Origin of the sequence: Saccharospirillum alexandrii, from assembly GCF_043641555.1 — a bacterium.
Taxonomy (GTDB): Bacteria; Pseudomonadota; Gammaproteobacteria; order Pseudomonadales; family Natronospirillaceae; genus Saccharospirillum; species Saccharospirillum alexandrii_A.
Map to the genome: position 1 here is coordinate 272,353 of NZ_JBHZRJ010000003.1, position 15,807 is coordinate 288,159.

Sequence of the window (15,807 nt, forward strand, 5' to 3'; positions counted from 1 at the left end):
GGTTATGTAGCGGAATACAATTGCCACGATTGTAACCAATGGAGCGTTTGTAGACAGTGCAATATTACCAATTGATTGTTGCAGAAGCGGGCACAAACCAACACCCCCGTTGATTGAAATACGCATAACCCATTGTTTACTATGTCTTTTCGAAAAATTGACTGGAGATGGGAATGCGATTTACTGGAGCTGTATTGGGGTTGGTGTTATTGAGTCCCTTGTCAGTAATAGCGGAAGAATGGTCTGCGGCGCCCTTATTGGGCCTGGATGCGCAATTTGGCGGAGATACGCTGATCACGATTCAGTACGAGGATGGTTCTGATCAGGATATCAACGCCGGTAATGGCCTGGTCTTTAATGGCGGGGTGTTGGTCGAAACTCCTGTGACCGGTTTGGACTTGCGTGCTGTAGTGGGCTGGAAGTATTCGACCTCCATGGCGTCCAACATCGATGTGACGAAAACAGCGTTTCCCGTTGAATTGACGGCACGCTATGGCGTGGGATCCGGTTTTTTTGTGGGAGGCGGTCTGACGCATCACTTGAATCCCAAGTTGACCGTCGACGACGATTCGGTAGATTTTGACAGTTCAACCGGTCTGGTGCTTCGCGCTGGGTGGGAGTTCATCGTTGTCGGGTACTCAAGCCTGGATTACGACTACGAGTCGGAAACCTACGACGCCTCATCCTTTAACATTGGTTTGGAAGTTCCGCTGAACTTTTAAACGGTTGATTCAGGAATGCAAAAAAGGGCTGGCTCATCGCCAGCCCTTTTTGTTGAGCGTTTATTGCTCAGTCGTGATAGTGACAGGCCACCTGATGCGTGCCTTTGGAATACACCAGCTCTGGCTTGTGCTCGGCGCATTTGGCATCGGCTTTCGGGCAACGCGTGCGAAAAACGCAGCCTGAAGGCGGGTTGATCGGGCTGGGCAAGTCGCCCTCGATCAGAATCACTTCTTTGTTGCGCTCGATTTTCGGGTCCGGAATCGGGACCGCTGAAATCAGTGCCTGGGTGTAGGGGTGGCGTGGCTGCCGATAAATATCGGCGGCGTCGGCGACTTCCATCACATTGCCCAGATACAGAACCATGATGCGGGTCGAGATGTGTTTGACCACGCTCAGGTCGTGCGCGATGAAGATCAGCGATAACCCCATTTTCTTTTGCAACGACATCAGCAAGTTGATGACCTGCGCCTGAATGGACACATCCAGAGCGGAGACAGGTTCGTCGCAAATGATCAGTTTGGGCTTGAGAATCAGCGCCCGCGCAATGCCGATACGCTGGCACTGGCCGCCCGAGAATTCATGCGGGTAACGGTTGATCTGGTTGGGCAACAAGCCGACGGTTTTCATCATCTCGGCGACGCGTTCTTTCACTTCCGCTTTGCCCAGTTCCGGGTAGTGGGTTTGCAGAGGCTCGGCGATGATCTGGCCGATGGTCATGCGCGGGTTCAATGACGCCAGCGGATCCTGAAAGATCATCTGGATGTCTTTGCGATGGTTGCGCATCGCCTTGTCTTTGAGCGGCGCCAGGTCCTGCCCCAGCCAGACGACTTCACCGCCTTCAACCGGCAGCATGCGGATGACCGCCCGCGCCAGGGTCGATTTGCCACAACCGGACTCGCCAACCACGCCCAGCGTTTCGCCTTCGTACAGATCAAAACTGACGCCGTTGACGGCTTTCAGTTTGCGGGGCTTGGTCCACGGCATCGCCCCTTTGGGGAAGATGTCGAAATAGACTTTGAGGTCACGCACCGACAACAGCTTCTTGCGCGAATCGTCTGTGGCAATGGTGTTTGGGTGGTCAGCTTGGATGTGCTCGGTCATACCAGGGCCTCCGGATCGGCATGGCAGGCGCGTTCACGCTGCAGGCTGTTGTTGGTGGTGAGGGCCGGTTCCTCGGTAATGCAGCGATCATGGGCATAACTGCATCGTGGCTGGAACGGACAGCCTTGCGGCAACTTGAGCATGTTGGGCGGGTTGCCCGGTATGGTCAGCAACTCCTCGCCGTCCTGGTCGAGCCTCGGGATAGCGCGCAACAGACCCTTGGTGTAGGGATGGCTCGGGTTCTCGAACAGGGCTTCGGTACTGCCATATTCCATGACCCGGCCGCCATACATCACCAATGTATTTTCGCAGGACCCGGCGACCACCCCCAAATCGTGGGTGATCAGAATAATGGCGGTGTTGAACTCGCCTTGCAGGTCTTTGAGCAATTTCATGATCTGTGCCTGAACGGTGACGTCCAGTGCCGTGGTTGGTTCATCGGCAATCAGTAATTGCGGGCGCAGCAGCAGCGACATGGCGATCATGACACGCTGGCGCATGCCGCCGGAGAATTCATGCGGGTACATGTGAATGCGGTTGCGGGCCTCGGGAATGCGCACCGCATCGAGCATTTTAACGGATTCTTCGAGGGCATCTTTGCGGGACATGCCTTTGTGATGCATCAGCACTTCGGTCATCTGGTTGCTGACTTTCATAAAGGGGTTCAGTGAGGTCATCGGGTCCTGAAAGATCATGCCGATTTTATCGGCACGAATGCGATTCATGCCCTGTTCGGGCAGGTTCAGGATTTCAATGCCGTCGAATTTGACGCTGCCGCTGGCGTGGCCGTTGCGGGCCAGCAGGCCCATGATGGAAAACGCCGTTTGGCTTTTACCGGAACCGGATTCCCCGACAATGGCCAGGGTTTCGCCCTTGGCCAAATCGAAACTGACGCCGTTGACGGCGTTCACCTGGCCGTCGAGCGTGTCGAAGCTGACGCCGAGGTCATTGACTGATAATAAACTCATGATTCAGTGGCTCCTGTGTCTCAACGGTCTTTCGGGTCTAGCGCGTCGCGCAGGCCGTCACCGACAAAGAAAAAGCTTAATAGGGTGGCGATGAAGAAACCGAGTGGGAACATCAGTTGCCAGAGTGTGCCGTAACGCATCGTACCGGCACCATCATTGATCAGGGCGCCCCAGGAGGTTTGTGGCTCTTGCACACCCAGGCCGAGGAAGGAGATGAACGATTCGGTCAGAATCATCTGCGGAACCAGCAGCGTCGCGTACACAATGACCACGCCCAGCAAGTTGGGTACAACGTGGCGCAGGACGATCTTGAAGGGTCTTACTCCGGACGCAACGGCGGCTTCAATGTATTCCTTGTTTTTGATCGACAGCGTCTGCCCGCGAACAATCCGAGCCATCTCCAGCCAGGAAATGGCGCCAATGCCAATGAAGATCAGCAGTATGGAACGACCGAACATCACCAGCAGCAGAATCAGGAAGAGCATGTAAGGAATCGACATCAGAATGTCGACCGTGCGCATCATGATGCTGTCAATCCGGCCGCCGAAGTAGCCGGCTGTGGCGCCGTAAAGCGTTCCAATAACCACGGCAATCAGTGCACCGATGGTGCCGACCAGCAGGGAAATCTGGCTACCCTGGACGGTTCGGGCAAACAAGTCCCGGCCCAGATCGTCTACACCGAAATAATGGCCGTTTTCAATGGAGGGCTGGCCAGCGCTGGCGGCGTTGCCCATCAAGCCCCAGTCGATGTCCGAATAATGCCAGGCGGCGACAAACGGGCCGATGGCGGCGAACAGTACAATCAGCAGCATGACAACAAGGCCGGCCATAGCGGCTTTGTTCCGGGAAAAACGGTGCATGGCATCGCGCCAGAGGCTGCGCCCCACGGGGGTCTCATTGCCGAGGTTTTCGGCCAGTTCTTCTACGTTGGTTTTCTTGTGCGTCAGCATGATGGTGAACCTTAGTAACGAATCTTGGGGTCAATCCAGGCGTAAAGAATGTCGACCAGCATGTTAAAAACGATGGTCAGGGTGCCAAGCAGAATGGTGAACCCCATGATGACGGCGTAATCCCGGTTTAGGGCGCCGTTGATGAAATGCACGCCGATGCCACCGGTGGTGAAGTAGGAATCGATGATGACAGAGCCTGTGATCATGCCCACGAAAGCCGGGCCTAGATAGGACACGACTGGCAACATGGCAGGCTTCAGAGCATGACGCCAGACGATGTAGCGGAACGGCAGGCCTTTGGCGCGGGCGGTGCGAATGTAGTTCGAGTTCAGTACCTCGAGCATGCTGGATCGGGTGATCCGGGCAATGCTGGCCAGGAAACTGGTGCCCAATGCAATGGCGGGCAAAATGATGTACTCGATCTGACCACCCTGCCAACCGCCGCCCGGCAACCAACCGAGCCAGAGAACGAAGATAAGGACCAGTATCGGCGCCATGACAAAGTTGGGCAGTACCTGGCCGACAATGGCAACGCTGACGGCGGTGTAATCAGCGGCGGTGTTGTGCTTCAGTGCGGCGATAACGCCGAGCCCCACACCAATGGTGACGGCAAAGACAAAGGCCCAGAAACCGTAGGTCAGGGTGACCGGGAAGCCACTCTCAATCAGATCGAGTACGGTTCTGTCCTGGTACCGGAATGAGGGCCCAAAATCGAAATCGGTCACGATGTTCCAGATGTAGATCCCCAATTGCTGGTAGACCGGTTTGTCGAGATTGTATTTGGCTTCAATGTTCTCCATGACGGCCTGAGGAATGGGGCGTTCAGAAGTGAACGGGCCACCAGGGGCGGAAAACATCAGAAAGAATGAAATAGAGACCAGAATGAGCAGGGTCGGTATCGCCACAGCGATCCGGCGGAGCACGAAATTGAACATAGTGAAGATGCCTGCAAAATGATGACCGGCGATTCTACCCAACCTGAAGATCAAGCCGGAACAGAAATCCGACTTTATTCGGTAACAATCCGTAAACCTTTGATAACAAAAGAGAAGCAGCGGAATGTTTCAGTGTACAGGAGGGTGTTCTCAATAGTCAGCGGCCCGAAGGCCGCTGTTTTTCTGTACGTTACGGGTCGATTATTGCTCGACTTTGTACAGGTTGCGGCTGTAGATGTTTTGCTGAACATCTTCATAAGGCCAGCCTTTCAGGTCAGGTTTGACCATGATAATGCCGGTGTAGTGGTAAACCGGTGCATTAGGCATGTCTTCCGCGGCCAATTCTTCCATCTTGGTGTAGTTGGCGCTCGGGTCAGACATGGTCTGGGCTTCGGCAGCCAGGCGATCGTACTCGGCTGAGTCGTAGTTGGCATCGTTGTAGCCAGAGCCAGACTGCATCAGGTCGAGGAAGGTAGAGGCTTCGTTGTAGTCACCACACCAGGCGCCACGGGCAATCTCGAAATCCCCTTCACCACGAGTCGTCAGGAAGGTTGTCCATTCCTGATTTTCCAGTGTGGCTTCTACGCCAAGCTTTTGCTTCCACATTGCGGTGACTGCAATGGCGACTTTGCGGTGAGCTTCATCGGTGTTGTACAGCAGGGTGGTGCGCAGTGGGTTGTCTGGGCCGTAACCCGCTTCAGCCAGCAGTTCCCGGGCGCGCTCGTCACGCTGAGCCTGAGTCCACTGTCCCCAATCGACGTCGGGCGTGGTGAAGCCTGCAGTCAGAGCCGGGGTAAATGTGTAAGCCGGGAACTGGCCACCTTGCAGTACGTTGTCGACAACGACGTTGCGGTCGATCGCGTAGGACAACGCCTTACGAACACGGGCATCGTCGAACGGAGCTACTTCGTTGTTGAACGAGTAGTAGTAGTTACACAGACGCGGGAAAACGTGGGCTTCATCCGGACGTTCGGCTTCCTGAGCAGGGTACTGGCCGGCAGGAATGTCGGTTTTGTCCAGCTCGCCGGCGTCGTAGCGGTTCAGTGCCTGGTTTTCATCGTTGATGACCAGGGTGACCACCTTGTCCATCAGGTTGTTTTCGTTGTCCCAGTACATCTCATTGCGTTCACGCACCAGACGCTCGTTGATGACGTGCTCGGTCAGTATGAAAGCACCGTTACCGACCAGGTTGCCGGGCTTGGTCCAGTCGTCACCGTGCTCTTCAATCACCCACTGGGGCGATGGGAAGGTGGTGGCGTGGGTGACCATCTGGTCAAAGTAGGGCATGGGGCGGGTCAGGCTGACTTTCAGGGTATGTTCATCGACAGCTTCGACACCCAGAGTGGTGTCTTCCATCTCGCCTTCGAGCACGGCATCGACGTTTTCCAGCGCCATCAGGCTCATGTACCAGGCATAGGGAGAGGCCAGTTCAGGGTCTACAGCGCGACGCCAGGCGTAAACGAAGTCGTTCGCAGTGACCGGCTCGCCGTCAGACCATTTTGCGTCATCACGCAGGTAGAACGTCCAGGTCTGGTTGTCGTCGGTTTCCCAGCGCTCTGCGACGCCCGGTACGATGTTGCCTTCAGGGTCGGAGTTCAGCAGGCCTTCAAAGAGGTCGCGAACAATGTAAGAGCCATCGACGTCTTCAACGACCTGCGGGTCCAGGGAGGAGGACTCGTCCAGTGCGCGGTAAGTGAATACCTGCTCATCGGCCAATTGTTCACCGGTAACCGGGTGGGTGTCTTCAGCAAGTACGGGAGTGCCTGCCAGCGAAGCTGAAACCAGCGCCGCTGCCAGCGTTTTGTGCAGAGTTTTCATGATTAACCCTCTTTTGAATCGTTCTATTTTTTAGTAGATGACATATGACAAGCCAGTGCCCGGGTAGGGATAGCTCACAACAGTGTCTGTTTCCAGGTCTTAGCCTGATGCGAAACAAGGCATGTAAACTTTCACATCCTGCAACAAACATCAATCAGTGCGCCAAAAAAAATGACTGTATGGTTCACTTTACTGGCGAATCTGTGACACAGCCTTGGGAATGACCGTTGTGAAGGGAGTTTATCGACGCTGGGTTATGCAATTCCAGGCCGTTGAACGAAGTTAGAAACAGAGTTTGGAAAGGTAGAAAGCCGGGGCTGGGCCCCGGCGCGTAACCAGTTGGCACGTTACGACTTAGTTGGCAACTTTATAGAGGTTGCGGCTGTAGATGTTTTGCTGAATATCATCGAAGGGCCAGCCTTTGACATCCGGCTTCAGCATGATCACCTCGGTGTAGTGGTAGACCGGTGCGTTGGGCATATCCGCGGCAATCAGTTCTTCCATGGCAGTATATTGGGTGCCCGGGTCCAGTTCTGTCTGGGCTTCGGCCGCCAACCGGTCGTATTCTTCCGATGCGTAGCCCGCATCGTTGTAACCCGAGTCAGATTGCATCAGGTCCAGGAAGGTGGACGCTTCGTTGTAATCGCCACACCAGGCGCCACGGGCAATGTCGAAGTCGCCTTCGCTGCGTGTGGTCAGGAAGGTGGTCCATTCCTGGTTTTCCAGAGTGGCGGTTACGCCCAGCTTTTCCTGCCACATGCTGCTGACGGCGATGGCCACTTTACGGTGGGCTTCATCGGTGTTGTACAGCAAGCTGGTTTCCAGCGGATTTTCCGGGCCGTAACCGGCTTCTGCCAACAACTCAACGGCACGCGCATCCCGCTCTTCCTGCGTCCACTGGCCCCATTCCACATCGGGCGTGGTAAAGCCGGCTGTCAGTGCCGGGGTAAAGGTGTAGGCCGGGTATTGGCCGCCCTGCAAGACATTGTTAACAATGACATTACGGTCGATGGCGTAAGACAGAGCCTGGCGCACGCGCGGATCATCGAACGGCTCAACCTCGTTATTGAATATGTAGTAATAGTTGCACAGCTGCGGGAAGACGTGGGCTTCATCCGGGAGCTCGGACTCAAGACGCGGATACTGGCCAGCGGGAACGTCGGTTTTATCGAGCTCGCCTGCATCGTAGCGGTTCAGGGCCTGGTTTTCATCGTTGATGACCAGGGTGACGACGCGGTCCATCAGGTTGTTTTCGTTGTCCCAGTAGCGTTCGTTGCGTTCGCGCACCAGCCGCTCATTGACCACATGTTCAGTCAGTACGAAGGCACCATTGCCGACCAGATTGCCGGGTTTGGTCCAGTCATCACCGTGTTCCTCGATGACCCATTGCGGGGCGGGAAAGGTCGTGCCGTGAACGACCATTTGTGCGAAATAGGGCAGAGGCCGGCTCAGACTGACACGTAAAGTGGATTCGTCAATCGCTTCGACGCCCAGTTCGGAAGGGGGTAACTCGCCTTCGAGAATGGCTTCAACGTTTTCCAGCGCCATCAGGCTCATGTACCAGGCATAGGGTGATGCCAGGTCCGGGTCGACAGCGCGACGCCAGGCGTAGACGAAGTCGTTCGCGGTGACTGGCTCGCCGTCGGACCACTGTGCGTTATCGCGCAGGTGGAAAGTCCAGGTCTGGTTGTCTTCGGTCTCGTAGCGTTCGGCAACACCCGGAATCAATTCGCCTTGCTCATTGGAGTTAAGCAGGCCTTCGAACAAATCCCGTACGATGTAGGAACCATCCACATCTTCGACCAACTGAGGGTCCAGAGACGATGATTCATCGAGCGCGCGGTAAGTAAACACTTGCTCCTCGGCAAGTGTCTCACCGGTAACCGGGTGAGCCTTACCGGAGGAAGCCTGGCTTTGCGACGATTCGGCCGGTTCACTGGATGACGATTGCGAGGCCGTGTCTTCCGGGCCCTGTGAACAACCGGCCAGCGTGACGCCGGTGATGAGAGTGGCGGCCAGAGTCAGGCGCAAGTCCATTGTGATGGGTTTTATCATGGGTATTCTCCCTGTGTGAGTAATGCCGTCTACATCTGATCGAACCACAGGTACCCTGCCAGCCAGGTTGGGTGGCAGGTTGATTAACCTGGCGTATTGGGATCAGACAGCGAGCGGCGCAGAAATTGTCACAGAGGTGAGCAAACTTCAACGAACGAAACGATAAAACGCCATACATTACGCAATGCTGTAAGTAGCGGGGCTAAAAACAGGGATCAGTTCACACTGTCAGCCGTGTTCGGCTTCCATCACTTCAATCAGATTGCTCAGTTCCCGTTGCAGGGCTGCATCGTCGCCCAGGTTGACTTCTACCAGCCGGCGCAGATGGGAAGCGGTGTCGACATCCATGGACAGTATGTTCAGGCCACAGGCATGGCGTTCAGCGTGGTAATAGGAAACTTCGACTTCCATGGTCAGCACGACATCGCTTTGGTCTAGCTGGACCACAAGCTGCCCGGTGCCGTTAACCCCGGGAATATGGCCGGTATCGCCGAGAACAACCAGAGCCCCTTTCAGGCTGATGTCGCGTAAGATGCCGGGGTAGAGGTCGGGTTGGGCCGGGTCACCCAGGCGCAATTCGATGCGTGCATTGAATTCAATGCGTTGAAAGCGTCTATGGTTGTCAGACATCAAAGTCTCCAGATGACAGGACCTTTCCGGTTATCGGCTGAGGCAGCTAAAAGTAAATGGGTGATCAGCCCCCATTGAATTCACTATAGTTGGCGCTCATTTAGGGTGCAATCATTAAGGAGAGCTCCATGGCCAGATCCACTGAACTGCCCGCCGCCAGCGCTGCGCTGCCCGGACGGGAAATGCCGTTGCCGGTCGACTTTCAACATGCGGTATTCGATATCGACATGCGTGACACACCCGAAGGTTGCGAGGAAATCATACTCGCCATGGGGTGCTTCTGGGGGGCTGAACGCCATTTCTGGACCCTGCCCGGTGTCCGTAACACGGCCGTAGGTTACGCGGGCGGCCTCACGCCGAACCCTACCTATGAAGAAGTCTGCTCGGGCCTGACCGGTCATACCGAGGCGGTGCGAGTAGTGTACGACCCGGGCCAGGTATCGCTGGCTGCTTTGCTGAAGTCGTTCTGGGAGGCACACGACCCAACGCAGGGCATGCGCCAGGGCAACGACATCGGCACCCAGTACCGCTCAGCAATTTACGGCTCGAACGAGCAGCTCGCGGTGGCTGAACAGACACGCAACGTCTTTGAACAGGCGCTGCAAGCCCAGGGTAAAGGCGCTATTACCACCGAAATCGGCCCAAAACCGACGTTCTATTTTGCCGAGACATACCACCAGCAGTACTTGCTGAAAAACCCGAACGGCTACTGTGGCCTCAAGGGCACCGGCGCAGTCTGCCCGCTGTAAAGGCGGGTTAGACGGAACCCCTCAGAGCTGGCTCAGCCTGACACAAGCCTCCGTCAGTTGTGCTTCATTGTAAAAGGCGAAGCACAACCGCATGGCACTGGCCTGGTCGGGCGAGTCTGAAAATTTGCTCCCGGGCTGATAGCCCACACCCGCTTTATGGGCCCGGGGCAGCATGGCGTCGGTATTGGCTCCGTTGTGCCAGTGCGTCCAGATAAAATACCCCCCTTCAGGCGCCCTCCAGGCCAGCCGATCTCCCAGATTGTCCTCAAGCCCCCGCAGCAGTGTTGCCAGTCGCTTTCGATAAATCTCGGTTAGCCGTGCCAGGTGCTGATCGAAACGACCGTCTTCGAGCAAGGGCCGGACAAGGCTGGACGTCACCGGTGCCAGGCCACCGCCGCTCGACAGCAGCGCGCTGCCAATCAGGCGGGTCAGCATCTCCGGCTGCCCCTGGATCCAGCCGAGGCGCAGGCCCGGCGCCAGCAGTTTGGAAAACGAACCAATCGACAAAACCGGCGCCCGCTCGTCGAGGCTTGCCAGTGGGTCGGGCGGTGGCTTGGCGTAATACAGATACTGATAAACCTCATCGGCGACCACCGGGCAAGCGGTATCGCGCGCGAGCGCGACCAGTTGCGCTCTGCGCTCAGCGCTTTGGGTAATCCCGGTTGGGTTGTGAAAGGTCGGAACCGTGTAAAAGAAGGCAGGCTTGTGCTGTTCGATCAGTGCCGCCAACTCCAGAATATCGACTCCGTCATCATCCATCGGTACCGCAACAGCAGTGAGCCCATGCTCGGCCAGTTGTTTGCGGGCGATGAAATAGGTTGGGTCTTCCACCAGAACCGTATCGCCGGGGTGGCTGAAGCGGGTGCAGATCATGTCGAGCGCGTTGGAGGAGCCCGTGGTCACCATGAGGTTATCGGGGCTCGCGGGCTGACTCTGGCGCTTGTTTAGCCAGGCGGCCAGTGCACGGCGAAAACGTTCGTCGCCCGCCTCGGTTCCATAGGCCAGAACGGGTGCGTCAATGATGGTCTTGTTAAACAGGTCTGCCGGTAACAGGGCCGGGTCGGGTTGGCCAATGCCAAGATCAATGCGATCGGCAGGGGGCGTCAGTTGTGCGGTTTGCCAGGTCATGAAGCGAACTCATCTGATTGCCAGGGGTATTTCTAGTCTGACGGCAATTGGCTAGTGCTTCAAATTGGTTTAACTAGGTTTGCAACATACTAGCGAAGGGTGGCAGGGCTGCTTTTGCGGGGGTATCTGAGGCATGGATGCCGAAGTTAAGCCAACAGGGCGGTCCGACGCTTCGGTGTTTTCACGGCGCCCCCGCAAGAGCAGCCGTGTCATCCGTCGCGGGCCCATGACAATGTAGTAAATTGAACCCCCGGAACTCGGTTTTTAAGAGGCTTCAGCCTCCTCTGAAGGGGCCGGGTGGTTGGCCAGTGACAAACCACTCAGGGTTGCCAGCAGGGAGCAGACAAACATGGCCAGGGCAATGCGCTGAATAGAGCCATCGACGATCCATGTAGAGGCAGTGCTGACGGTGCCGGCCACAATAAACTGGGAGGCGCCGATCAACGCGCTGGCGGTGCCGCTGAGCCGGCCAAAGTGTTCGAGATAGGCCGATTGGTTATTGGGGGCAATGGCGCCGATGGTGCCGCCTACCAGTATCATCATCGGCAGGAAAGCCCAGAGGCTCTGGCTGTTAATGCCCAGAAACAGATTCATCACCAACAAGGCACCGGCCTGAGTGATCAGCGCAATTTTCAACAGCAGCACCGGCGAATAGCTAAGCAGCAGGCGCCGGTTCAGCGTACCCAGTACGCCCATACAGACCACGCCCGACGCGAACGCAATGGAAAACTGCGCATTGTTCAGCCCAAACCAGGTCTGGTACATGAAGGAGGCGTGAGTCACGAACAGCATGACGGTGCTGAATGCCAGCGACTGAATCACCACGTGCCGCCAGGCCATGGGGTGGCGCAGTACAGCCATGTAATTGGTCAGTAATTTCGACACCGGCTCTTTGGCTCCGGTCTTGCGAGGCTGGTGGCGCAGCAGGCGGAACCACATCAGCACCCCAACCCCGACGGCATAGACCGACAAGAAATAGAAAATCAGCGGCCAACTGCCGATCCACAGCAGAATGGAACCGAGCGAGGGGGCAATAGCCGGCGCAATGAACATGATCAGCGCAATCAGCGAAAACAGCCGGGCCGCATCACGCCCACGAGCGGTATCCCGCACCAGTGCGGGTACGCTGACGGCAATCCAGCCGCCACCGAAGGCTTGAATCAGTCGCCAGACGATCATCCATTGCACGTCGGTACTTTGGCCAATGGCAATGGCGCTGATGGCATAGATGCCAAGCCCGGTCAGTAACACCGGCGCCCGGCCGTAACGGTCCGATAGCGGCCCGCCGATGATCAGGCCCAGCGCCAGGCCAAACACATACAGACTCAGCGTCAGTGACACCTGATTCTGGCTAACGCCCAGATCATCGGCAATTACCGGAAAAGCCGGCAAATAGGCGTCAATGGCCAGCGGGCCCAGAGCCATGGTGGCTGCCAGAAGAATGGAAAATTGAAGAGTGGATTTCATGCGAACCTGTCTGTTGGGGCTGTGCTGCAGGCAAAGCGTTTGGCTAGCCTGCCGATAAAGATGACCGATCATACAGAATTTGCCGGGTCATCGCCGGGGTTCTGAGGCATTCGATGTGGGCCGCAGTGTCCAGAACACGCTACAAGGACCCGTATGCGCGGCAGGCTCCCTAGCTTGCCAGGAGGTAAACCGGTAATCTCCCGGGCACTCAAACAGGGTTAGTTGAATCTGAATGTCGACGTCCAGCAACGCAAAGCCAATTGCCCCGGTCACGCCCAAAACCGGCCTCGCTCTGTTGGGAGGCCTGGCCGTGATTGCCATCTGGTCCGGCTGGCTGGTGATGTCGCGACTGGGTGTGCAAACCGTACTGACCCCGGCCGACATTACCCTGTTGCGTTATGTAACGGCAGCGCTGTGCACTCTGCCCTGGGCGCTGACTTACCCGTGGCGCAGCGTTCGCTGGGGGCGGGCTCTGGTAGTGGCACTGGGCTGTGGTTTTCCCTATACCCTGCTTAGCTTTTATGGCCTGAAACTGAGCCCGGCAGCTCAGGCGGGTGTGTTGGTGAATGGCAGCTTGCCGGTCATCAGTGGTTTGCTGGCCATCCTGTTGTTAAAGCAGCGTTTTCGGGCCGGTGCCTGGCTGGGTGTAGCCCTGGTCGTCCTTGCCAATGGCCTGATGGTGGGGCCGACACTGCTGCATCACTCGGTTCCGGTCAGCGGGTTGTTATTGTTGTTTGCTGCTGCCTGGGTCATGTCAATTTACATGACCGCCGTAAAGGCCTGGCAGGTCAGTACTCGCGATATTCTGGTTTGGGTGCCCTGGATCAACGGCCTGATGTTTATTCCCATCTGGTGGCTGATGCCGCATGTTCTTCCCGCAGCGCCCTTGAACGATGTGCTGTTACAGGTCGTTTACCAGGGCATCATAGTCAGTGTGTTGGCCTTGTTTCTGCTTGGTTTCGTGATTCGCGAATTGGGGTCGATGACCAGTTCATTGTTTATGGCCTTTGTACCGGCCAGTGCAGCATTATTAGCGATACCCGTTTTGAGTGAATGGCCCGGAACTCTGCAGTGGGCTGCCATTGCACTCTGTACTCTGGGGTTGATGGTCTATGGCCGCAGCCAACGGCAACAAAATAAAGTGTCAAAAAAATAATTCCTTCCAAGTTTCTTCGAGCGTTTCTCTGCTGGTTTTTTACCGATTGTTTTACGCCCAATGTCTAATGGGCCAAAGGGGTTTATCAGCGCATAGTTTTCGTACAAAAGGTTCGGTGGTGAGAACGCGACGTGTCTGGTCTGGTGGATAGACCTACCCGGTGGTCCGCACGACTTCCCGCCAACACAAAACCTGAACGCCAAAACAATACGGTGATCACATGTCCCAGACGCCCGCTGTTCTCGATTATTTTACTGAATACCAGGCCAGTGTGGCCGACCCGGATGCCTTCTGGCTGACGCAAAGCAAACGCGTCGCCTGGTATAAAGAACCGACACAGGGTTCCAGCCTCGATAAAGAAGGATTGTATCGCTGGTTTGCAGATGGCGAACTCAATACCGCCTATCTCGCACTGGATGCGCAGATCGAAGCGGGCCGGGGTGAGCAGTTGGCCCTGATTTATGATTCACCGGTAACCGGGAGCGTTAAACGCTTTACCTACCTGGAATTGCGCGATGCTACGGCCCGGGTAGCCGGGGTATTGCGTGGGTTGGGCGTGGGCAAGGGCGATCGCGTCGTGATTTATATGCCCATGGTGCCTGAAACGGTGATGGCCATGCTGGCCTGCGCCCGGCTTGGGGCTGTGCATTCTGTCGTATTCGGTGGTTTTGCCGCCCATGAACTGGCCGTGCGCATCGATGACGCCGAACCGACGGTGGTGATTTCTGCTTCGTGCGGCATTGAGGTCAACCGGGTGATCGAATACAAGCCGATTCTGGATGCCGCCCTCTCTGAAGCACACCACAAGCCAGCAGCAACGCTGATTCTGCAGCGTCCGCAAGCCGTCGCACAGATGCAAACCGGGCGCGACCTCGACTGGGACGAGGCCCTGTCGATGGCCGAACCGGCGGACCCGGTGCCGGTAAAAGCCACCGACCCGCTCTACGTCCTGTACACCTCCGGAACCACCGGTAAGCCAAAGGGCGTCGTGCGCGATAACGGCGGTCATGCCGTGGCCATGCATTACAGTATGGAAGTGGTTTATGGCATGACGCCGGGTGACGTTTTCTGGGCGGCTTCCGATGTTGGCTGGGTAGTCGGACATTCCTACATCGTCTATGCGCCGCTGATATTCGGTTGCACTACGGTGCTGTACGAGGGCAAACCGGTTAAGACGCCGGATGCCGGAGCATTCTGGCGGGTGGTCGCCGAGCATAAAGTGGCGGCACTGTTTACCGCACCGACAGCCTTTAGGGCGGTCAGAAAAGAAGACCCCGAAGCCGCGTTGATGGCCCAGTACGACACCTCCAGTTTGCAAAAACTCTTTCTCGCGGGTGAGCGTCTCGACCCGCCTACCTATGACTGGCTGGTTGAGAAAACCGGCCTGCCGGTACTCGACCACTGGTGGCAAACCGAAACGGGCTGGGCGATTGCCTGCAACCCGGTGGGTATTGAGCAGATGCCGGTCAAAGCCGGTTCGGCGACTTTGCCAACGCCGGGCTTTCAAGTCGAAATACTCGATGCCTATGGCGAGCCGTGCGGTGCCAACCAGCAGGGAGCGGTGGCGATACGGTTGCCGATGCCGCCCGGCTGCCTGCCGACCATCTGGCGCGACAGCGACCGTTTCATTTCGGGCTACCTGGCCCAATACCCGGGTTACTATCTCTCAGGAGACGGCGGTTACCGCGACGAAGAGGGCTATCTGTTCGTGATGGGCCGACTGGACGATGTGATCAACGTCGCCGGGCACCGGCTTTCTACCGGCGAGATGGAAGAAATTGTCGCCGCGCACCCGGCAGTTGCCGAATGCGCAGTCTTTGGTGTCTATGATGAGCTGAAAGGCGAATTGCCGCTGGCCATGGTGGTGCTGAAAGATGGCTTTGTTGGCGATGAAGACGCCCTGAAGGCGGAACTGGTCGCCGCGGTTCGCCAGCAAATTGGGGCGCTGGCCTGTTTTAACCAGTCGCTGATCGTTGAACGATTGCCGAAAACCCGTTCCGGAAAAATTCTGCGCAAGACCCTGCGTCAGATGGTCAATGGTGAAGAGCTGCAAGTGCCTTCCACCATAGATGACCCGGCGATTCTGGACGAGATCAGAGGTCAGTTAGCCGACTGAGCCAGTGCTTT

The 15,807-nt window shown here is 56.7% G+C and carries 12 protein-coding genes and 1 pseudogene; 4 read left to right on the forward strand and 9 right to left on the reverse strand.

What is annotated here, in order from left to right; all coding sequences use genetic code 11:
• Nucleotides 1-173 precede the first annotated feature (173 nt).
• Nucleotides 174-722 (forward strand): outer membrane beta-barrel protein, encoded by a 549-nt coding sequence (locus ACHUE7_RS11565; protein WP_394170099.1) that lies wholly within the window; start codon nucleotides 174-176, stop codon nucleotides 720-722.
• Between the two features lie 67 nt (nucleotides 723-789).
• On the opposite strand, the gene oppF is transcribed toward ACHUE7_RS11565, so the two are convergent.
• From oppF to ACHUE7_RS11600, 7 genes are all read right to left on the reverse strand, one after another.
• Nucleotides 790-1,824 carry a murein tripeptide/oligopeptide ABC transporter ATP binding protein OppF gene (oppF, locus tag ACHUE7_RS11570; RefSeq protein ID WP_394170100.1) on the reverse strand — a complete coding sequence of 345 codons (1,035 nt, stop codon included), beginning with the start codon at nucleotides 1,822-1,824 and terminating at the stop codon, nucleotides 790-792.
• Nucleotides 1,821-2,792 carry an oligopeptide/dipeptide ABC transporter ATP-binding protein gene (locus tag ACHUE7_RS11575; protein WP_394170101.1) on the reverse strand — a complete coding sequence of 324 codons (972 nt, stop codon included), beginning with the start codon at nucleotides 2,790-2,792 and terminating at the stop codon, nucleotides 1,821-1,823. Before ACHUE7_RS11575 ends, oppF begins: the two co-directional genes overlap by 4 nt.
• Before the next feature lie 20 nt (nucleotides 2,793-2,812).
• Nucleotides 2,813-3,742, reverse strand: coding sequence for an ABC transporter permease subunit (locus ACHUE7_RS11580; protein WP_348477510.1), 930 nt, complete (start codon nucleotides 3,740-3,742; stop codon nucleotides 2,813-2,815).
• A gap of 11 nt (nucleotides 3,743-3,753) precedes the next feature.
• Nucleotides 3,754-4,677: an oligopeptide ABC transporter permease OppB gene (oppB, locus tag ACHUE7_RS11585; protein WP_127556093.1), complete on the reverse strand. Its 924-nt coding sequence runs from the start codon at nucleotides 4,675-4,677 to the stop codon at nucleotides 3,754-3,756.
• A gap of 201 nt (nucleotides 4,678-4,878) precedes the next feature.
• Nucleotides 4,879-6,495: a peptide ABC transporter substrate-binding protein gene (locus ACHUE7_RS11590; RefSeq protein WP_394170102.1), complete on the reverse strand. Its 1,617-nt coding sequence runs from the start codon at nucleotides 6,493-6,495 to the stop codon at nucleotides 4,879-4,881.
• Nucleotides 6,496-6,849: 354 nt separating this feature from the next.
• Nucleotides 6,850-8,550, reverse strand: a complete 1,701-nt coding sequence (locus ACHUE7_RS11595; RefSeq protein WP_394170103.1) for a peptide ABC transporter substrate-binding protein — start codon at nucleotides 8,548-8,550, stop codon at nucleotides 6,850-6,852.
• 228 nt (nucleotides 8,551-8,778) lie between these two features.
• Entirely contained in the window at nucleotides 8,779-9,180 is a 402-nt protein-coding gene (locus ACHUE7_RS11600; RefSeq protein WP_213677181.1) for a PilZ domain-containing protein, read from the reverse strand.
• A 128-nt stretch (nucleotides 9,181-9,308) separates the two neighbouring features.
• Here ACHUE7_RS11600 and msrA point away from each other — a divergent pair, with 128 nt between their 5' ends.
• Nucleotides 9,309-9,929, forward strand: a complete 621-nt coding sequence (gene msrA / locus ACHUE7_RS11605; RefSeq protein ID WP_394170104.1) for a peptide-methionine (S)-S-oxide reductase MsrA — start codon at nucleotides 9,309-9,311, stop codon at nucleotides 9,927-9,929.
• A 21-nt stretch (nucleotides 9,930-9,950) separates the two neighbouring features.
• Here msrA and ACHUE7_RS11610 read toward each other — a convergent pair whose 3' ends face one another.
• Entirely contained in the window at nucleotides 9,951-11,057 is a 1,107-nt protein-coding gene (locus tag ACHUE7_RS11610) for an aminotransferase-like domain-containing protein (RefSeq protein ID WP_394170105.1), read from the reverse strand.
• Between the two features lie 372 nt (nucleotides 11,058-11,429).
• Nucleotides 11,430-12,596 (reverse strand): annotated as a pseudogene (locus tag ACHUE7_RS11615) (multidrug effflux MFS transporter); the annotation flags it as partial.
• Nucleotides 12,597-12,756: 160 nt separating this feature from the next.
• On the opposite strand from ACHUE7_RS11615, the gene ACHUE7_RS11620 reads away from it, so the two are divergent.
• On the forward strand, nucleotides 12,757-13,680 hold the full coding sequence (locus ACHUE7_RS11620) for a DMT family transporter (protein ID WP_394170106.1): 924 nt from the start codon (nucleotides 12,757-12,759) through the stop codon (nucleotides 13,678-13,680).
• Between the two features lie 220 nt (nucleotides 13,681-13,900).
• Nucleotides 13,901-15,796, forward strand: a complete 1,896-nt coding sequence (locus ACHUE7_RS11625; protein ID WP_394170107.1) for a propionyl-CoA synthetase — start codon at nucleotides 13,901-13,903, stop codon at nucleotides 15,794-15,796.
• Nucleotides 15,797-15,807: the final 11 nt, after the last annotated feature.

What these genes read in the sequence shown, in the direction of transcription:
- oppB (WP_127556093.1), bottom strand. Translation starts at nt 4,677, where the DNA reads ATGTTCAATTTCGTGCTCCGCCGGATCGCTGTGGCGATACCGACCCTG.
- ACHUE7_RS11600 (WP_213677181.1), bottom strand. Translation starts at nt 9,180, where the DNA reads ATGTCTGACAACCATAGACGCTTTCAACGCATTGAATTCAATGCACGC.
- ACHUE7_RS11575 (WP_394170101.1), bottom strand. Translation starts at nt 2,792, where the DNA reads ATGAGTTTATTATCAGTCAATGACCTCGGCGTCAGCTTCGACACGCTC.
- ACHUE7_RS11595 (WP_394170103.1), bottom strand. Translation starts at nt 8,550, where the DNA reads ATGATAAAACCCATCACAATGGACTTGCGCCTGACTCTGGCCGCCACT.
- ACHUE7_RS11580 (WP_348477510.1), bottom strand. Translation starts at nt 3,742, where the DNA reads ATGCTGACGCACAAGAAAACCAACGTAGAAGAACTGGCCGAAAACCTC.
- ACHUE7_RS11565 (WP_394170099.1), top strand. Translation starts at nt 174, where the DNA reads ATGCGATTTACTGGAGCTGTATTGGGGTTGGTGTTATTGAGTCCCTTG.
- ACHUE7_RS11610 (WP_394170105.1), bottom strand. Translation starts at nt 11,057, where the DNA reads ATGACCTGGCAAACCGCACAACTGACGCCCCCTGCCGATCGCATTGAT.
- ACHUE7_RS11625 (WP_394170107.1), top strand. Translation starts at nt 13,901, where the DNA reads ATGTCCCAGACGCCCGCTGTTCTCGATTATTTTACTGAATACCAGGCC.
- ACHUE7_RS11620 (WP_394170106.1), top strand. Translation starts at nt 12,757, where the DNA reads ATGTCGACGTCCAGCAACGCAAAGCCAATTGCCCCGGTCACGCCCAAA.
- ACHUE7_RS11590 (WP_394170102.1), bottom strand. Translation starts at nt 6,495, where the DNA reads ATGAAAACTCTGCACAAAACGCTGGCAGCGGCGCTGGTTTCAGCTTCG.
- msrA (WP_394170104.1), top strand. Translation starts at nt 9,309, where the DNA reads ATGGCCAGATCCACTGAACTGCCCGCCGCCAGCGCTGCGCTGCCCGGA.
- oppF (WP_394170100.1), bottom strand. Translation starts at nt 1,824, where the DNA reads ATGACCGAGCACATCCAAGCTGACCACCCAAACACCATTGCCACAGAC.